The organism is Microcoleus sp. LAD1_D5 (assembly GCF_036702115.1).
In the GTDB taxonomy this organism is placed as follows: Bacteria; Cyanobacteriota; Cyanobacteriia; order Cyanobacteriales; family Microcoleaceae; genus Microcoleus.
The window spans coordinates 207,436-223,599 of record NZ_JAUBSA010000001.1 but is presented as its reverse complement, the minus strand read 5'-3'; the positions used below and the strand labels follow the sequence as shown (position 1 = coordinate 223,599).

11 protein-coding genes are annotated in these 16,164 nt (G+C 43.9%); 9 read left to right on the top strand and 2 right to left on the bottom strand.

What is annotated here, in order from left to right; genetic code table 11:
* Positions 1–85 precede the first annotated feature (85 nt).
* The 5 genes from QUA70_RS01010 (at position 86) to QUA70_RS00990 (ending at position 8,998) form a co-directional block, all read left to right on the top strand.
* The gene (locus QUA70_RS01010; protein ID WP_333344538.1) at positions 86–3,094 is read left to right on the top strand and encodes a peptidase domain-containing ABC transporter; all 3,009 of its coding nucleotides are present in this window, start codon (positions 86–88) and stop codon (positions 3,092–3,094) included.
* Positions 3,095–3,146: 52 nt separating this feature from the next.
* Positions 3,147–5,153: a chromosome partitioning protein ParA gene (locus tag QUA70_RS01005; protein ID WP_333410280.1), complete on the top strand. Its 2,007-nt coding sequence runs from the start codon at positions 3,147–3,149 to the stop codon at positions 5,151–5,153.
* 319 nt (positions 5,154–5,472) lie between these two features.
* Positions 5,473–7,176: a hypothetical protein gene (locus tag QUA70_RS01000; protein WP_333325194.1), complete on the top strand. Its 1,704-nt coding sequence runs from the start codon at positions 5,473–5,475 to the stop codon at positions 7,174–7,176.
* A gap of 3 nt (positions 7,177–7,179) precedes the next feature.
* Entirely contained in the window at positions 7,180–7,941 is a 762-nt protein-coding gene (locus QUA70_RS00995; protein WP_242724549.1) for a glycosyltransferase family 2 protein, read from the top strand.
* Positions 7,934–8,998 carry an NAD-dependent epimerase/dehydratase family protein gene (locus QUA70_RS00990; protein ID WP_333325197.1) on the top strand — a complete coding sequence of 355 codons (1,065 nt, stop codon included), beginning with the start codon at positions 7,934–7,936 and terminating at the stop codon, positions 8,996–8,998. Before QUA70_RS00995 ends, QUA70_RS00990 begins: the two co-directional genes overlap by 8 nt.
* An 84-nt stretch (positions 8,999–9,082) precedes the next feature.
* Here the strand turns inward: QUA70_RS00990 and QUA70_RS00985 are convergent, their stop codons facing one another.
* Positions 9,083–9,772, bottom strand: a complete 690-nt coding sequence (locus tag QUA70_RS00985) for a methyltransferase domain-containing protein (protein ID WP_333325200.1) — start codon at positions 9,770–9,772, stop codon at positions 9,083–9,085.
* A 49-nt stretch (positions 9,773–9,821) separates the two neighbouring features.
* Here QUA70_RS00985 and rfbC point away from each other — a divergent pair, with 49 nt between their 5' ends.
* From rfbC to QUA70_RS00965, 4 genes are all read left to right on the top strand, one after another.
* Positions 9,822–10,367: a dTDP-4-dehydrorhamnose 3,5-epimerase gene (gene rfbC, locus QUA70_RS00980; RefSeq protein WP_333325203.1), complete on the top strand. Its 546-nt coding sequence runs from the start codon at positions 9,822–9,824 to the stop codon at positions 10,365–10,367.
* 2 nt (positions 10,368–10,369) lie between these two features.
* Complete coding sequence (rfbD, locus tag QUA70_RS00975) at positions 10,370–11,242, top strand: dTDP-4-dehydrorhamnose reductase (protein WP_333325206.1); 873 nt, start codon at positions 10,370–10,372, stop codon at positions 11,240–11,242.
* A 147-nt stretch (positions 11,243–11,389) separates the two neighbouring features.
* Entirely contained in the window at positions 11,390–13,168 is a 1,779-nt protein-coding gene (locus tag QUA70_RS00970) for a hypothetical protein (RefSeq protein WP_333344542.1), read from the top strand.
* Positions 13,169–13,251: 83 nt separating this feature from the next.
* Positions 13,252–14,226 (top strand): glycosyltransferase family 2 protein, encoded by a 975-nt coding sequence (locus tag QUA70_RS00965; protein ID WP_333325212.1) that lies wholly within the window; start codon positions 13,252–13,254, stop codon positions 14,224–14,226.
* Between the two features lie 95 nt (positions 14,227–14,321).
* Here the strand turns inward: QUA70_RS00965 and QUA70_RS00960 are convergent, their stop codons facing one another.
* Positions 14,322–16,154, bottom strand: a complete 1,833-nt coding sequence (locus QUA70_RS00960) for a DUF6798 domain-containing protein (RefSeq protein ID WP_333344544.1) — start codon at positions 16,152–16,154, stop codon at positions 14,322–14,324.
* Positions 16,155–16,164 lie beyond the last annotated feature (10 nt).

Below are 16,164 nucleotides of genomic sequence, written 5' to 3'. Positions count from 1 at the left end.
TTAAAAAGCGTAGCATCCTGACAAAAAGCCTCCGGATTCATCTGTGGATTCAATCTAAAATCTAAAATCTAAAATCTAAAATCGGATGACTTCTTCCGCTGTTTCCCTCTCCCAAATTCAGGATTTCCTAGCTCAAACACCTCCCTTTGACCGACTCTCAGAGACGGCTATGTCAGCCTTGGTGGCTAAATGCCAACTCCTCGGCTACCGGACGGGGCAGCCCCTGTTTGAACGGGAAAAAATGCCGACTCAGGTGGCAATTATCTATCAAGGCCAGGCCCGGCTGCTGGGCTTTGACCAGCGTTCGCAGCGCCACGTAAGTTTGCGCTTGGTTCAGTCGAAGGAAATCCTTGGCTGGGCTGGCTTGCTCAGGGGAGTGCCCTGCGAAACGGCGATCGCCTCTACAGATGTGATCGCGATCGTCCTACCTGCCGAAGATTTCCTGAGCGTACTGGAAAAACAGCCGACCTTTGGAGAAGCCTTTCGCGAACACTGTTCATTGAGCGAAGTATTTGAACTGTTGAGCCTGGAGTTGCAGCGCCAAGCCGACGGCACTTCCAATCTCAAGGAACTCACCTTGCAAGCTTGGCAAGATGCGACAGTTGTCAACGTACCAAACGGCAACAAAAAAACTCAAGACATCGCCAAAGAGCTAGATGCCGATCGAATTTGGCTCGTCAGCAGCGGCGTCTTGGGCGACTTTCCCACCGGCAGCCGCTTCTCTGTGGAAAACGCAGCCAAATCCTTAAAAGTAGAAGGCCGCCTCGGAGCCCGCTTGGTCGGCTTCCGTGAACCCCCCGAAGCCCAACCCGAAACAGACTCATTAAATGGCACGCCAGATACAGTAGGCCCAGGGCAGAATCCGCCCAACGGAACATCGATCACGGTTATAGACGCCCCAGATCGTCCCCCAGAACCCAAAACCGACCAACCAAAGGATGCCGGGAGATACCCAGTTTTCCGCGCCAAAGGGCAGATTGAGGCCCCGCTTGCTTGCTTCCAAATGTTGAGCAAGTATTTCGGCCTCAAATTTCGTCGAGATATCATCCGCAAAGTTCTAGAAAATCAGTTAAAAACCGCCGGTTCTATCAGTATGCAAGCCTGCGGGGCGATCGCCCAAAGCATCGGCCTCACGCCCCAATTGGCGCAAGTGCCAGCAGAAGCCATCAACCGCATCAAAGCTCCCGTAATGATTAAATGGCAAGATAGCTTTGCCATTATTTACAGCATCACCGAGCAAGAATTGGTGCTCGCCACGCCCGAACAGGGGCTGATGCGGAAGCGGATACCTCAGTTTAAAGAAATATGGGGCGAACAGGGAGAAGTCCTGCTGCTGCAAGCTCCGCAAGTTGAGCAAAAAGAGCAGTTCAGCTTCTGGTGGTTTGTGCCGGCCCTCATGGAACACAAGACAGTGTTTTTTGAGGTGTTGCTCGCTTCGTTTTTTGTACAGTTATTTGGTCTTGCCAACCCATTAATCAGCCAAATAATTATTGATAAAGTCTTAGGTCAGCGCAGCATTGACACTTTGGATATTTTGGGAGCATTTCTGTTAGGTGTTGCCCTGTTTGAAGGATTGCTCAACGGTTTGCGTACCTTTTTGTTTATAGATACCTCAAACCGCATTGATGTCAAATTGAGTGCAGAAGTCATCGACCACTTACTCCGGCTGCCCCAAAATTACTTTGACAATCGGCGTGTGGGAGATTTGGTCTACAAATTCAGCATGATGGGCCAGATTCGGGAATTCATGACGAGTACAGCTCTGACAGTGGTTCTCGATGCGGTATTTTCGGTGGTTTACGTCGCCGTGATGCTCTCCTACAGCGTGCAGCTAACTTTTGTATCTTTGGCAGTGGTACCGATACTGGGGCTGATGATTGTTCTAATCAATCCGCTGGTGCTGCGCCTGATCAAACAGAGAAATATGCGTTTTGCTGACTCTCAATCTTATCTAGTGGAAGTAGTCAGCGGGATTCAAACTGTTAAGGCTCAAAATATTGAATTGAAATCCCGCTGGGAGTGGTCGAGCCGCTACGCAAAATACATTACAGCCAGTTTTAAAACAATTATCACGGGGACTACGGCCGGTACGATTAGCGGCTTTTTAAACCAGGTGGGTAACTTAGCTCAGTTGTGGGTGGGAGCTTATTTGGTACTGGGAAATGAGATTACTTTGGGTCAGTTGATTGCTTTCCGAATTATTTCCGGGAACGTGACTGGTTCGCTGCTGCGTTTTGTGAGCGTGTGGCAGAGTTTCCAAGAAGTCTCGATGTCGATCGATATGCTTAAGGATGTGGTCGATACGCCGACGGAAACCAGCGATGAAGACCGCAGCAATATCCCGCTGCCGGCAATTCAAGGGCAGGTTACCTATGAGGAGGTTTCCTTCCGATTCCTGGAGAGCGGGGCACTGCAATTGGCTAATGTTAATTTGGAATTTCCCGCTGGCAGTTTTGTGGGAATTGTGGGGGGAAGCGGTTCCGGTAAAAGTACGGCGATGAAGCTGTTGCAGCGTCTTTATCCGCCGTTGTCGGGCCGGATTTTTATTGACGGCTATGACATTGCCAAGGTGGAATTATATTCGCTCCGCAGCCAACTTGGGGTGGTGCTGCAAGATACTTTGCTGTTTAACTGCTCGGTACAGGAAAATATTGCTCTGAGTAATCCCGATGCGAGTACGGATGAGATTGTGCGAGCTGCAAAATTAGCGGTAGCTCACGATTTTATTATGGGCTTGCCTGCTGGCTACAATACGATAGTCGGAGAGCGGGGTTCGTCGCTTTCTGGGGGTCAAAGGCAGCGTTTGGCGATCGCCCGCACGATTTTGCAAAACCCGAAACTGCTGATTTTGGACGAAGCTACAAGCGCCCTCGACTACCATTCCGAACGCCAAGTTTGCAATAACTTAGCAGAAGCTTTCGCCGGCCGCACGGTGTTTTTCATTACTCACCGCCTGACTACCATCCAAAACGCTGATGTAATTATTATGATGGATCAAGGTTCTGTAGTCGAGCGGGGAACTCATAAAGAATTAATGGCTCTTAAAGGGCGTTACTACTGCCTCTTCCAACAACAAGAGTCATCGAATACCTGATCTCTAACAACTCACAACTGATCACTAACGCTTAACAACTGAGAACTAACAAATGGCAATGAAATCGTTAATACTTTCTGAGCAACCAGTCATTCTCGAAAAACCAGCGATTTGGTCGCACTTGTTTTTGTGGATGATCATGCTGATGACCACTTCGGCTGTAGTTTGGGCTTATTTTGCTAGCGTAGAGCAAGCTGTCCCCGCTGTCGGCCAATTGGAGCTCAAAGATGGTGCTAGAGATATCCAAGCACCTGCTACGGGCGCAGTGGTGAGACTTCACGTTGAAAATGGCGATCGTGTGGAAAAAAACCAGCCTCTGCTCACTTTCAACCCCCTTGCACCCAGTGCCGATTTAACATCGGTTCAGAAAACTAAAGAAGCTCTGGAAAAGGAAAATAAATTTTACGAAGATGTTGTCAACGGCAAAATTCAAGGCGCTGTTCCTTCTAACCTAGAATCAACAATCAAGGACAGACAGAGCCTTACGGCACAAAATCAAGTGCTGCAAGCTTTGATTGACGAACTGTACCTCAATCGGGGAGCCAGCGGAAATTTTGATGCTGCTCAGCAAGGACTTTATGTTAATTATCGATCGGAGTTTCTGTCTCGCGTCGCGGCAGCCCAAGGCCAAGTTCAGGAGTTGGAAAAACAACTGAAGCAAGCTCAGGATGCTGAGAAAGCCGCCGGCGATCAAATGACAGTGGCGCAACAACAATTAGGTTTTGCCCAGAACCAATTAAATTATGCTCAGCAGCAGTTAGGTTCTTCGCAAGAGCAAGTAAAATCAGCCCTGGCTCAGAAAGATTTGGCCCAAGAACAGTTAGCGAAATCGCAACAAGTATTGAAGTCGAATCAAAACATTCTAGGCAGACTCGCCCCCCTGGTGGAGGAAGGAGCCATTGCTGAACTGCAAAAAGAACGTCAAGAGCAAGATGTTTTCAGAGGCCAAAGCGACGTTCTCAAACAACAAGATCAAATCAAGCAGCGTGAAGGTGAAATCAACTCTCGCAAAGGCGAAATTAACACACGCCTCGGTGAAATCAATACCCGCCGAGGTGAAATTAACGCGCGTCAAGGTGACATCCAAAAAATTAGTGCTGACATACAGCGCCAGCAAGGAGAGCAAGCACGTATTCAGGAGTCCATCAGCCGCGCCGAAGAACAGTTGAAAAACACCAAGGATTCCTGGGCAAAAGAACTTTACAGCAAAATTGCTGAAAACGAGAAACAAATTGCCAGCAGCGATTCTCAGCTAAGCCGCTTCAAAGTGGAAAACCTGAAAAAGTTGTCCGAGGTGAACGCTCAGCTAGAAAAGGCTCAACAAAACCGCGACACTCAAGTTCTGAAAGCTCCGGTATCCGGTGTTATCTTCGATTTGAAGCCTTCTACGAAGGAGAAAGCTAAGTTGGATATGGCGAAAGATCCGATATGCCAATCCATTATTAATTCGGTGGTGAAACCGGGCGAACCGCGCCCAGCACGCTGCGAAGAAGCTTATTACGAAGCGCAGCAAACTGAAAAGCTGCTTAAAGTTTTGGATGACGACAACGGTTTGGAAGCAGTTGTTTACCTGGAAAACAGCAATGTGGCTCTAGTATTGGATGCTTTGAGACAGAAGCGGGCAAAATTGGAGCAGTATCACGGCAAGCAATTAGACGGAGAAAAGATTGACTGCGAAATAGGTAAAAGTTGCGTTTGTCCAGAGAAGGAAGTTAACAGAGAGAAACTGGGTTTGACGAAATACCAATGCGTGCCTGTGGAAGTGAATGTAGAAGCTTTCCCAGCGATGGAGTTTGGTACTGCTGAGGGTGAAGTGATAGAGATTAGCAGCGATGCTGAGCCTCCTACTGAACTGCGGAAATACTACGCTTTCAAAACCAAAATTAAGCTCAACAATCAGAAGTTTGTTTTGAACAAGGACAAGGCAAATGAAGTGGAGGTTAACTTGCAGTCGGGAATGGCAGTGAGTTCTAATATCAATATTGGCAAGCGGACTGTTTTGCAGATGTTTATCAACCGATTTACTGGGAAAATGGATACGTTCAAGACTATTAAGTAGCGAAAACTTGAGGGTTGACGGTTGACCGTTGATTGTCAGTAAAAAAGCTGATGATAAGCTGTCGCGCATTTAAATTGTATATTCAGGGCGGGCGGGACGCCCACCCCACAAGACTTGGATTTTTTTTGACAGACAATTTAAATGCACAGCTTATCATGTCCGGTCGAGCGATCGGGATTTTTGTAGGGGCGGGTTCATCAACAATACCTGCGAATAATTGACAATCTCAAAAACCCGCCCCGACCGGGATATTATGGTTAATCGATCGGACATGATATGACGAGATTTTACAATTCCGATGCTACCGGATTTGATATTAATGAAAAAAATCATATTATTTACTTTATATTTAATTCCTGTCCTCTTATTAATCGGATTTGTAGCGAATTTTAGCGTTAACGTTCCCGTTGATGACGAGTGGAGGTTAGCTAGCCTTTTTGAAAAAATAGCTGCGGGAAATGTAACTTTTAACGATTTTTGGGCTTTGCACAGCAACCACCGCATAGTTTTCCCTAAAATAATTATTGCGGTTCTGGCTTTTGCTTCCCGATGGAATATTAATTATCAGTTGTGTCTCAGCATAGGTTTGGCTGCGATAACTTTTATCGCTATGTACAAGTTATCCTCGATGCAAGTTAAGAATGTCGCGGATGATTTGTGGCATTTAGCTAATATTTTAACTTGTATTTTGCTTTTCTCTCTAGTTCAGCACGAAAACTGGCTTTGGGGATTTCAATTAGCTTGGTTTTTAGTCAATTTGTGTTTTGTCGCTGCGGTTTATGCGCTGGTTTCAAATCATAAATTATTGCCTAATATTAGAATCTCTATTGCTGCTGTATTCTGCTTAGTTGCTAGTTTTTCGCTCGCTCAAGGCTTGCTGTCTTGGTTGTCTGCGATTCCGGCTGTGGCGGCTGTAGAAGGAAATGCGGCGCCGAAAAGAAAAAGACTTATTGTCTGGATGCTGCTGTTTGCTACAACATGTGCTGTTTACTCAATTGATTATCATCCTAGCCGGAAAGCAAGTATTATTTCATTGTTGAATAAGCCCCTGGTGGTAATTGATTACTTTTTGAGTTTGTTGGGTTCGCCAATTGTGAGATCGCCTGGAATTTCCGCATTAGTTGGATTGCTAATATTTGCAAATTTCTTATTTTTGGGATTCCACTTTGGGAGAAAGATTACTGAGCATCGTGAGGCTTTACCTTGGCTGTCAATAGGTTTGTTTTCGGTTTTATCGGCTCTGTTTATTACGGCTGGTAGGGCAGAATTTGGGGCGATTCAGGCGATCGAATCGTCGAGATATACGACTAATTCGATTTTGCTGTTAATTGCTTTAGTTCAGCTCGGTCAATTGTTTGTCCGAGGTAAGATTGATACCATAAATCGCACCTATAAATTTGTTTATCGGGTGTTAGCAGGGCTGTTAATTGGGATAATTATTGTTAACTCTCAACAGGCGATCGCCCAAACTAGATCCGCACTTCTTTACAAACAAGGCGCTCAAGATTGTTTGCAGTTAATTAACTATCTGGAACCCTCGGCTTTCTTCAATAATTCGCCGGAAAGCTGTTTGAGGGTGCTGAGCAAAAAAACTTGGCTGGTGAGAGAAGGCGCTGCAATTATCGATAAAATAGGTTGGCTCAAGTTCGCGAAAAATGTAGATTTTATTTCTAATACCGAGAAAGTTTACGGTTATTTAGACAAACCTCAAACTAGCGATAAATCCTTGACTGTTAAGCAAAATGATGCTGTCAAGGCTGCTGGTTGGGCGGTTTTGCCAGAAAATTTGCAACAGCCACATATTGTACTGCTATCTGTCGGCGAGAAAAAATCTTTTTTTGCTAACGCTTATGTAAATTTGGACAGTCCCGACATCGCTAAGAGTTTAAAATCTGAGTTGTACAACAATGCAAGGTGGGCTGTGGATTTGTCGGATAATAATTTGCCGATCGCCCAAACGGAAATTAAAGCTTGGGTGTATAATCCTGTTGACAACCAGTTTGTCCAGTTGCGCGGAGGATGAGGAGTGAAAATTTCTGTGATTATACCAGCCCACAATGAGGAGGGCTGTTTGTACGGTACTGTGCGGGCGATCGCCCAGACACTGGATTTAGAAGGCATTCCGCACGAAATTTTGATTGTGAATGACAACAGTGTCGATCGAACTATTGATATTTGCCAAGAATTATCAGAGACTTTTCCCACAGTTAGATACATCAACAATCAACCTCCCAACGGTTTCGGATTTGCTGTGCGCCGGGGTTTGGCGGAATTTGACGGCGATGCTGCGGCAATTGTGATGGCGGATGCTTCCGACGATCCGATGGATTTGGTAGCAGGATACCGCAAATTGCAAGAAGGATATGATTGCGTTTTCGGTTCCCGCTTTATCAAAGGCGGTTTTATAGTTGATTATCCAATTCACAAGTTAGCAATTAACCGCTTAGCAAACTGGTTTGTCAAAAGTATTTTCGGCTTGCGGTACAGCGATGTCACCAATGCTTTTAAAATTTACCGCAGAGAAGTAATTGAAGGCGTACAACCGATTTTGAGTCATCATTTTAATTTGACAGTGGAACTGCCTTTAAAAGCAATTGTTCGGGGTTTTTCCTATACGGTGATTCCTCTGAGGTGGTACAATCGGACTGCGGGTATTTCTAAGCTTAAAATCAAAGAGATGGGCAGTCGGTATTTATTTATTGTCTTGTATGTCTGGCTGGAAAAACATCTGTCTCGCGGCGACTACCACCGGACTAGAAAGATAGCAAAGTTGAAAGTGAATGCCTGAGAGAATTTTAATTGTTGGTGGTGCGGGTTTTATCGGCAGTTGTTTGGCAATTGGTTTGAAGAAACTGCACCCGGAATGGCAAATAATTTGTTTAGATAACCTGCGTCGCCGGGGTTCAGAATTGAATCTGCCTCGGCTTAAAAGTTGCGGTATTCAGTTTGTTTACGGGGATATTCGCACAGCGGCAGATTTAGATCCAGTTGCACTCAATGCTGACTGCATTATAGATTGTGCTGCGGAGCCTTCTGTGCTGGCTGGTTTTAGTTCGCCACAGTACGTTTTGCAGACGAATTTACTGGGCACTGTCAATGTTTTGGAGTTGGCCAGACAAACGGGTGCTAGTTTGCTGTTTTTGTCTACGAGTCGCGTTTATCCGATCGCCAGTGTCAAATCTGTTAAGCTCTTAGAGTTGCCGAATAGATTTGCGATCGCCCCTGAGCAAACTTTACCCGGTATATCGGAGTTGGGCATATCAGAAGACTTCCCATTAAAAGGACACCGTTCGCTTTACGGAGCAACTAAATTAGCTTCGGAATTACTGATTGAGGAATACAGGGAAGCATACAATGTACCCGCAATTATTAACCGCTGCGGGTTAATTACCGGTGCTTGGCAAATGGGTAAAGTCGATCAGGGAGTTTGCGGTTTGTGGGTGGCGGCTCACTATTTTCAAAAGTCGCTGAGTTATATCGGTTTTGGCGGCAGCGGGAAGCAAGTTAGGGATTTGCTGCACGTTGAAGATTTGTTGAGGTTAGTTAATTATCAGTTAGAACATTGTGCTGAATTTGACGGCGAAGTTTTTAATGTTGGCGGCGGTTTGAGCAACAGTCTTTCTTTGGTTGAGACAACTGATTTATGCCAAAAGATTGCGGGAAAGTCTATTCCGATTAATCCTGTTTTGGAGGAACGCGCGGGGGATATTCCGATTTTTATTACTGATTCTTCCAGGGTGATGGAAAAAACAGGATGGCGGCCTGTTATTGGGCCGGAAGCAGCGTTGCAGGATATTTATGATTGGATTGCTGCTAATGAGGTGGTTTTAAGTTCGATTTTGTAGGGATTTTTTAACCGCCGATGCAGGGGGATAAACGCGGATAAACGCAGATGTATCTCTCTGCCTGGATCAGACTGGGAATGCCAGTCATGAGTCTCTGCCTCTATTGTTTTTTTTCGATGCTTTAACAAACATTTGGCCTCCCAAAAATTGCCACAAAAAAGGTAATTTTAAGTAAACTTTTAAAAGCCAGGGCGATGCCGGTCTGCCTTTGGTCGAAAATGGTAAAAATCTCGGTATCATTAGGTCAATTTCAAAGCCAACGGTTTGTAACAGTTCTTGCAGCGATAAGTGGGTAATCGGTAATTGATGATCAATAAAATCGTAATATTCTTTGAAAGAATATTTGAAATTTGGTTGGACAACTAAGAGAGAACCCCCTGGCTTAAGCGCCTCAAAGCAAAATGAGATAATTTGGATGAGTTCTTCCTTATTGCGGAGATGTTCAAAAAAGTTAGAGATAAATATCCGATCAAATTCTTCGCTAAAAGCTGGTTTTTCGTCAAAAGTTAAAACATCAATATTCAGCACTTTTACATCAGAATTAGCAAATAACTTGGAATCGGGATTAAGGTCAATTAAACATTTTTTTTGAGCCGGGATTTGATTTATAAACTCGCAGTAACCGCCGCCAATATCTAAAACGGCTGATTCTGGAGGAACATAATATTGTAAGAATTCGTCAATTAAAACTTTCCATAGTGCCACCTTGGCTTGCAGTTGTCGGGAATCAAATCGATTGGCGTACAATTTTTTGAGATATGCGTCGGCTTTCATAGTAAAATAGCAGAGACTGAGTATGAGTTTATCACTTTCACAGCTAACTATGAATGTTATATCTACCGAAATACCGGAAGTTCTGATCATTGAGCCGAAAATTTTCGGGGACGATCGCGGTTTCTTTTTTGAGAGTTTCAATCACCGAGCTTTTGTCGAAAAAACAGGTGTAATGGCAGAATTTGTTCAAGACAATCATTCCAAATCCTCTAAAAATGTGTTGCGCGGTTTACACTACCAAATGCAGCAGCCTCAAGGCAAATTGCTGCGGGTAGTTGCTGGCGAAATATTTGATGTAGCGGTGGATATTAGACAAAGTTCGCCGACTTTCGGAAAATGGGTGGGGTGTTTGGTGAGTGCAGAAAATAAACGGCAATTTTGGGTGCCGGCGGGATTTGCACACGGTTTTTTAGTGGTTTCGGAGACTGCTGAAGTTTTGTACAAAACTACAGATTATTACGCACCAGCACACGAGCGGTGTATCCTGTGGAATGACCCTGATTTGGCGATCGACTGGCCGCTAGATGGTGCCCAACCAATCTTATCAGCTAAAGACCAAGCGGGACAAACCTTCAAAAAAGCTGAACTTTTTTAACAATGAAAATTTTACTCGCAGGTGGCAACGGACAGCTAGCTCAAGAATTGCAGCCGATTTTATTATCTTCGGGAGAGGTAATTGCGCTCGATCGCACTCGCCTCGACTTATCCCAACCGGAAAGCATCCGTCAAGCAATGGCTGAAATTCAACCGGATTTAGTCGTCAATGCGGGTGCTTACACTGCGGTAGACAAAGCGGAAAGCGAACCGGAATTAGCAAACGCAGTCAACGGCATTGCACCCGGAATTTTCGCAGAAGAATGTGAAAAACTGGGAGCAAGTTTGATTCACTTTTCTACGGATTATGTATTTGACGGCAGCCACGGTTCGGCTTATTTGGAAACAGATTCTACAAACCCGTTGGGAACTTACGGTAAGTCTAAATTAGCAGGCGAGGAAGCAATTAGGAAAGCGGGAAACCGACATATTATTATTAGAACCGCGTGGGTTTACGGCAACGGTGGCAAAGGTAATTTTGTCAAAACAATGCTGAGGTTGGGAAAGGAAAGGGAAGAAATTCGAGTAGTAGCAGATCAGATCGGAAGTCCTACTTGGACGGGCGATTTAAGTGCGGCGACTTCGCAAATTATTCCTCTCCTTGGGCCAGAAACTTTTGGGACTTACCAGTACACTAACAGCGGAGTGTGTAGTTGGTATGATTTTGCGATCGCCATTTTTGAGGAAGCAGCACAACTCGGCCTTCCCCTAAAAGTTCAGCGCGTAATTCCCATCACCACCGCCGAATACCCGACACCCGCAAAACGTCCGGCTTTTTCGGTTCTCTCTACGGTAAAAATATCAGCACTTCTAGGCACGTATCCTCCCCACTGGTGGCAAGGACTCAGACAAATGCTGGCAACCGAAGTGAAATAAAAATTCGAGTGTAAAGTAGCCAGAAACCGGGTTTTTTAACCAAAATACTTGGTTCTAACCCTCAATCAAGTAAAAAACCCGCTTTCTTTAATCCCAGCGCGTACAACTTAGCCCAAATCGATTAAAAATATCGCCATCTCCCAATCCATGAAAATCAAGCAACAATATATTTTAATTGCCGCATCAATTCTCGGCCTTCTAATACCAGCTTCATATATTTTGTACTTGATATCGCAAGCGGGAGACTTGTCTAATTTTGATTATTGGTGGATGACATGGAATTTTTATTCAGTAGAGGGTTTCTCTACAAATCCTTTTAATTGGATATTTCGGGCGAACGAGCATTTTGTCTTGATTCCGGCAATTATTTATGGCTTGAATATAGTTGTCACCCAAGGTTCAAATATTGGTTTATGTTTAGTTGCCTGGTTCTTGGCTTGGATTCAGTGCCACGTATTAATTGCTCTGCTGCCGTTAAAATTGAGGCGTTCTCCCCTGCAATTTATCTCGCTACTCCTTTGCATTTCTATTTTTAATTTTACTCCGGCGGCGGCTCACAATTGGATGCGGGGATTCAGCGGCGTTCACTGGATAATTGCTAATTTATTTGTGATTTGTTCGATATTTTGTTTGCAATCCTATGTGACGCTTTTGTCAAGTAAGAGGGAGGGGGAGCCTCTGGATATTCATTCCCAGGCAGAGCCTGGTAACGAAGGATGGAAACAAAATAAGTGGGTAATTGGCAGCATTGTTTTTGGCGTTTTAGGGTGTATTAGTTACAGCACTCCTTTAGCTTTGTGGCCGATATTGTGTGCTGCTGCTGTTGTGCTGCGGTTTCCTCGGCGAATAACTTATTTGTATTTCATTGCTTCGATTGCAGTGATTGGGATTTATTTTTTAACTTATAAAACTCCATCTCATCACCCTTCTTTAACTAAAATTAACCCGCTCAAAACTCTCGAATATATTCCAACTTATCTCGGCGGTATTTTTAGCGAAAATATTATTGTTGCTTCAATTATTGGTATAATTGGTTTGATTGCAGCGACGGTTTTTTTGGCTTATTGGCTATTTGTAAAAAAGGTAGATCGCGCGGATTGGCTACCTTGGCTATCAATCCAACTTTACACGCTGCAAACGGCGTTAATGGCCGCGGTTAGTCGATCGGGATTTGGCGTCGAACAAGCCACCGCTTCGCGCTACGCCACACTCCCAGCTTTGTTTTGGATGAGCACAATTGTGCTGACAGTATTGTGGGTGCGCGAGTTGCAGCCAACACCAAGAATTCAAGGGCGTTGGCTGACACCGCTGTTTGCAGTCGCCACAGTTGCGATTATTTTAATGTACGGGGTGGGAGGCGAAACTGCAATGGCGATCGCCCGCAGAGCAACCTATCAACCGTTAGTAGCATTATCACTGCAATTAGGCATCACCGACGTAACGCTAATTAAAGACCGCGTAGGCAACAAACCCGCCGCTTTTATCGGGTTAATCGACGCCTTAAAAACTAACAACTTAGTGCCCTTTAACCGAGACATCAAAAAACACAATTTCTGTGCAGCATTAGACACAAAAATCGACGCAAATTTACTGTCAGCACCCAAAGACGGAGTACCCGGATATTTTGATACAGTAACTAAAGTCGCGCCCGCCGCCTCCAGAGTAATTGGCTGGGTAGGAGACCCCGAAAACAATGTAAAATGTATTGCCATTCTCAACCAAGAAAATGTCGTTCGAGGTTTCGCCATGTCAGGATTTCCGCGCCCAGATTTAGTTAAATTGTTTGGCCATTCCTACGAATTCGCAGCTTGGAGAGGATACATTCAAACATCACCAACAGATAAATTATTAACAGCCTATGCCTCCTTTAAAAACCGCAAAGGTTGGGTCGCCTTGCGAAACTCCCAAGTTATAAATAAAAACTAAAAAACCTCTCTTTCTCCACCTCTGCGCCCTCTGCGGTTAATAAGAAAATCTCATTGACAACACAAATGAAATAGAATAGCCCTATGCCTAAACATCTCAGCTTCGTAATCCCAGTTCACAACGAAGAAGCTACCCTCAAATTACTGTTTGAAAAAATCCAACTTGTCATGTTTCAAACAGAAATTGACAGTTACGAAGTCATTTTCATTGATGACGGTAGCCGCGATTATTCCTGGCAAGAAATCACAGATTTAGCCAGCCAGCATCCCAAACTAATTAAAGCGATTAAAATGCGCCGCAACTTTGGCAAATCCGCCGCACTTTCAGCAGGATTTCGTAATGCAGCAGGGACAATTATCTTTACTCTTGATGCTGACCTTCAGGATGATCCCGCTGAAATCCCCAAATTTTTACATCATTTAGAATCGGGATTTGATTTAGTTTCCGGTTGGCGAAAACAGCGGAACGACCCGCTTTCTAAAACTTTACCTTCCAAGCTGTTTAATGCCGTTGCGTGTTTGCTGACAGGGGTGGAAATGCACGATATGAATTGCGGTTTTAAAGCTTACCGTAGGGAAGTTTTGCAGTCGATTAAATTGTACGGGGAATTGCACCGCTACATTCCAGCTTTAGCAAACAATTTAGGGTTTAAAATTGGCGAAGTAGTTGTGGAACATCATCCGCGCAAGCACGGAAAATCCAATTACGGCTGGGAACGTTATGCGCGGGGTTTTATTGATTTGTTGACGGTGTTAGCCACGACGCAGTATTTGCACAAACCGGGTCATTTGTTTGGAGGATTGGGCTTGTGTTTTGGCTTGGTTGGAACTGTTTCGCTGAGTTATTTGATAGTTATTTGGTTTCTGAATTTGGCGGGGATGAATTTTGGGCCGATCGGGAATCGACCTTTGTTATTTTTTGGGATTTTGTGTACAATTCTGTCGGTGCAGTTGATTTCTTTAGGGATTTTAGCTGAGTTGATGGCGCGGAATGTGGATGCTGATTATGTGGACAAGCAAATTAGCGAAATTATTGATGATTCGGGTTTTGATATTTAACCGCCGATTAGATTCGGCGGTTGAAGAGGCTTCTATAGAAACAAAATCGTCGCCACGTCAGACTGAATAAATATCTTATGTTTTCAAGAAGAGTATTATCTAATTTTAAACAATATCCATTTACCTTTTTGCTCTACTATTTCTCCGTCAATATTTGGGTGCCAGTCAGTACGAGTCAGGATATAGTCGGCGTGATAGTTTCTAGCTATTTTGACTAAATCTGCACTGCTGCGGCGGATGAAAAAGTCATTTCCTCCCCAAATCATTTGCGGGTTTAAGGGAACCCCTAAAACGGTTTCCATGCGAGTTTGCCATTCTTTGATGCCTTTTTCGGTAAAGGGAAAGTTCTTGAAGTTGACGACAATCGCTCTTTCGGAGAAAAACTGGAAGCTGGTAACTGAAGGTGGAATTAATACGAGTGAATCGCGGCTGCTAATTTGCGAAAATCGCACAGCTAATTTGCTTAAGTCGTCTCTGGGAACGGCATTTATGTTAACTTTTGTTTGAAATACATTTAATATAGGTTTGGGCAGAATTCCTGCTATTCCAAAAACTAAGGTGGCGGTAGTTATTAAGGCTAATGTGTGAGTTAGAGTCTGTTTTATAGATGTAGGTAGTGATGTTTTTTCTAAAATGAATGGGAAGGCGAGGATTGAGAAAAAAACTGAGATGCTAATTATTCGATCGCCTATTATTTCCCATGAATCAGTCAGCGGATATATCAAGCTGAAAATTACCGTTCCTGCTGCTAAAATCCACAACAATATATTATATCGTTTGGGAAATACGTAATTTTTTGTTTGCCAAACTGATAATCCTAAGAAAATGAGGCCCCGAAAAGGCAAAGTTAGTACAGCTAACAGCAACAAACTGATAGCTATTTGTTTATCTCTGTAAAGTCGGTCTACCGTCAAAGCAACAGCAATAAATATAATTAATTGAGCAAAAGGTACAGTTCTAGCTAACTGTAATTTTGCGATAAAAGCCCAAGGGTAAACTTCTACAAATATATAATTCAGAAACAGTGCGAGAATCGAGGTACCAACAATTGTATAAAAATTAACTTTGTCTTCTTTTGGCAACAAATCAGATTTTTTGATGCACAGCAAGCCACCAATTATGAAACATATAAAGTTGAACCAATTCCCGACATCCCAATTTGACGGGAGGATGTGGTGAGGGTTGCGGACTTTCGCGTGAATGTAGACAAAATCAGCGTTGTCGATAGTGTGAGTGCTGGTAGTACCTGTTAATAACATCGGTACGTAAACGATACTTGCCATTGCTGCTAAAAGTGCGATCGCCAAAATCAATGTTTTGAAATTCCGCTGTCTTACAGATTGAATAACTAAAACGGGAAGCATCATCAATCCCGGCAACAAACCAACTAAAAATTGCAGCAAACAACCCAGTCCAAAAAAGAAATATCCGGTCAGCCATTTGTGGCGCAAACTAAAGTAAATTCCCCAGATTGCGAAACCCATTGCGAAGGTACTGGGTACTGATTTGGTGGAAAATATCAGGGTGTTACCAACATCTGTAAATGAAGCGGCTATACATAAAAAAGCCATCGCTGCGGCAGGCAGTTTGGAATTAGTATAGATATTGATAATTGCGTAGCAAGCTAGGATAAATGAACCAAAGGCTAGGAATTGATAAATAAAGTGCGCTAGGGGAATGCTGGTTCCTAAGTGGGCGAGGAAATAGATGATATAATAATAGTAGTATCTAGGATTGAATTTCACCATTTCCTGAACGTAATAATCATTTTTATACAGTTCAGGATTTAGCATAAATTGAATTGGCGGCACTTCGGGGAAATTGCCTCCAATTGGGAAAATATAGCCAGTGGCTATCAGGGAGCCGATGATGACAAAAGTATAGAGAGAGAGATTAAAATACCAGTGGGATTTTTGATGTTTTTGCATTGACGGTTCC

Bases quoted from the DNA above. Each gene is read 5' to 3' on its own strand.
- rfbC (WP_333325203.1), top strand. From the start codon at position 9,822: ATGAATGTTATATCTACCGAAATACCGGAAGTTCTGATCATTGAGCCG.
- QUA70_RS00960 (WP_333344544.1), bottom strand. From the start codon at position 16,154: ATGCAAAAACATCAAAAATCCCACTGGTATTTTAATCTCTCTCTCTAT.
- QUA70_RS00990 (WP_333325197.1), top strand. From the start codon at position 7,934: ATGCCTGAGAGAATTTTAATTGTTGGTGGTGCGGGTTTTATCGGCAGT.
- QUA70_RS00965 (WP_333325212.1), top strand. From the start codon at position 13,252: ATGCCTAAACATCTCAGCTTCGTAATCCCAGTTCACAACGAAGAAGCT.
- QUA70_RS01000 (WP_333325194.1), top strand. From the start codon at position 5,473: ATGAAAAAAATCATATTATTTACTTTATATTTAATTCCTGTCCTCTTA.
- QUA70_RS00970 (WP_333344542.1), top strand. From the start codon at position 11,390: ATGAAAATCAAGCAACAATATATTTTAATTGCCGCATCAATTCTCGGC.
- rfbD (WP_333325206.1), top strand. From the start codon at position 10,370: ATGAAAATTTTACTCGCAGGTGGCAACGGACAGCTAGCTCAAGAATTG.
- QUA70_RS00985 (WP_333325200.1), bottom strand. From the start codon at position 9,772: ATGAAAGCCGACGCATATCTCAAAAAATTGTACGCCAATCGATTTGAT.
- QUA70_RS01010 (WP_333344538.1), top strand. From the start codon at position 86: ATGACTTCTTCCGCTGTTTCCCTCTCCCAAATTCAGGATTTCCTAGCT.
- QUA70_RS01005 (WP_333410280.1), top strand. From the start codon at position 3,147: ATGGCAATGAAATCGTTAATACTTTCTGAGCAACCAGTCATTCTCGAA.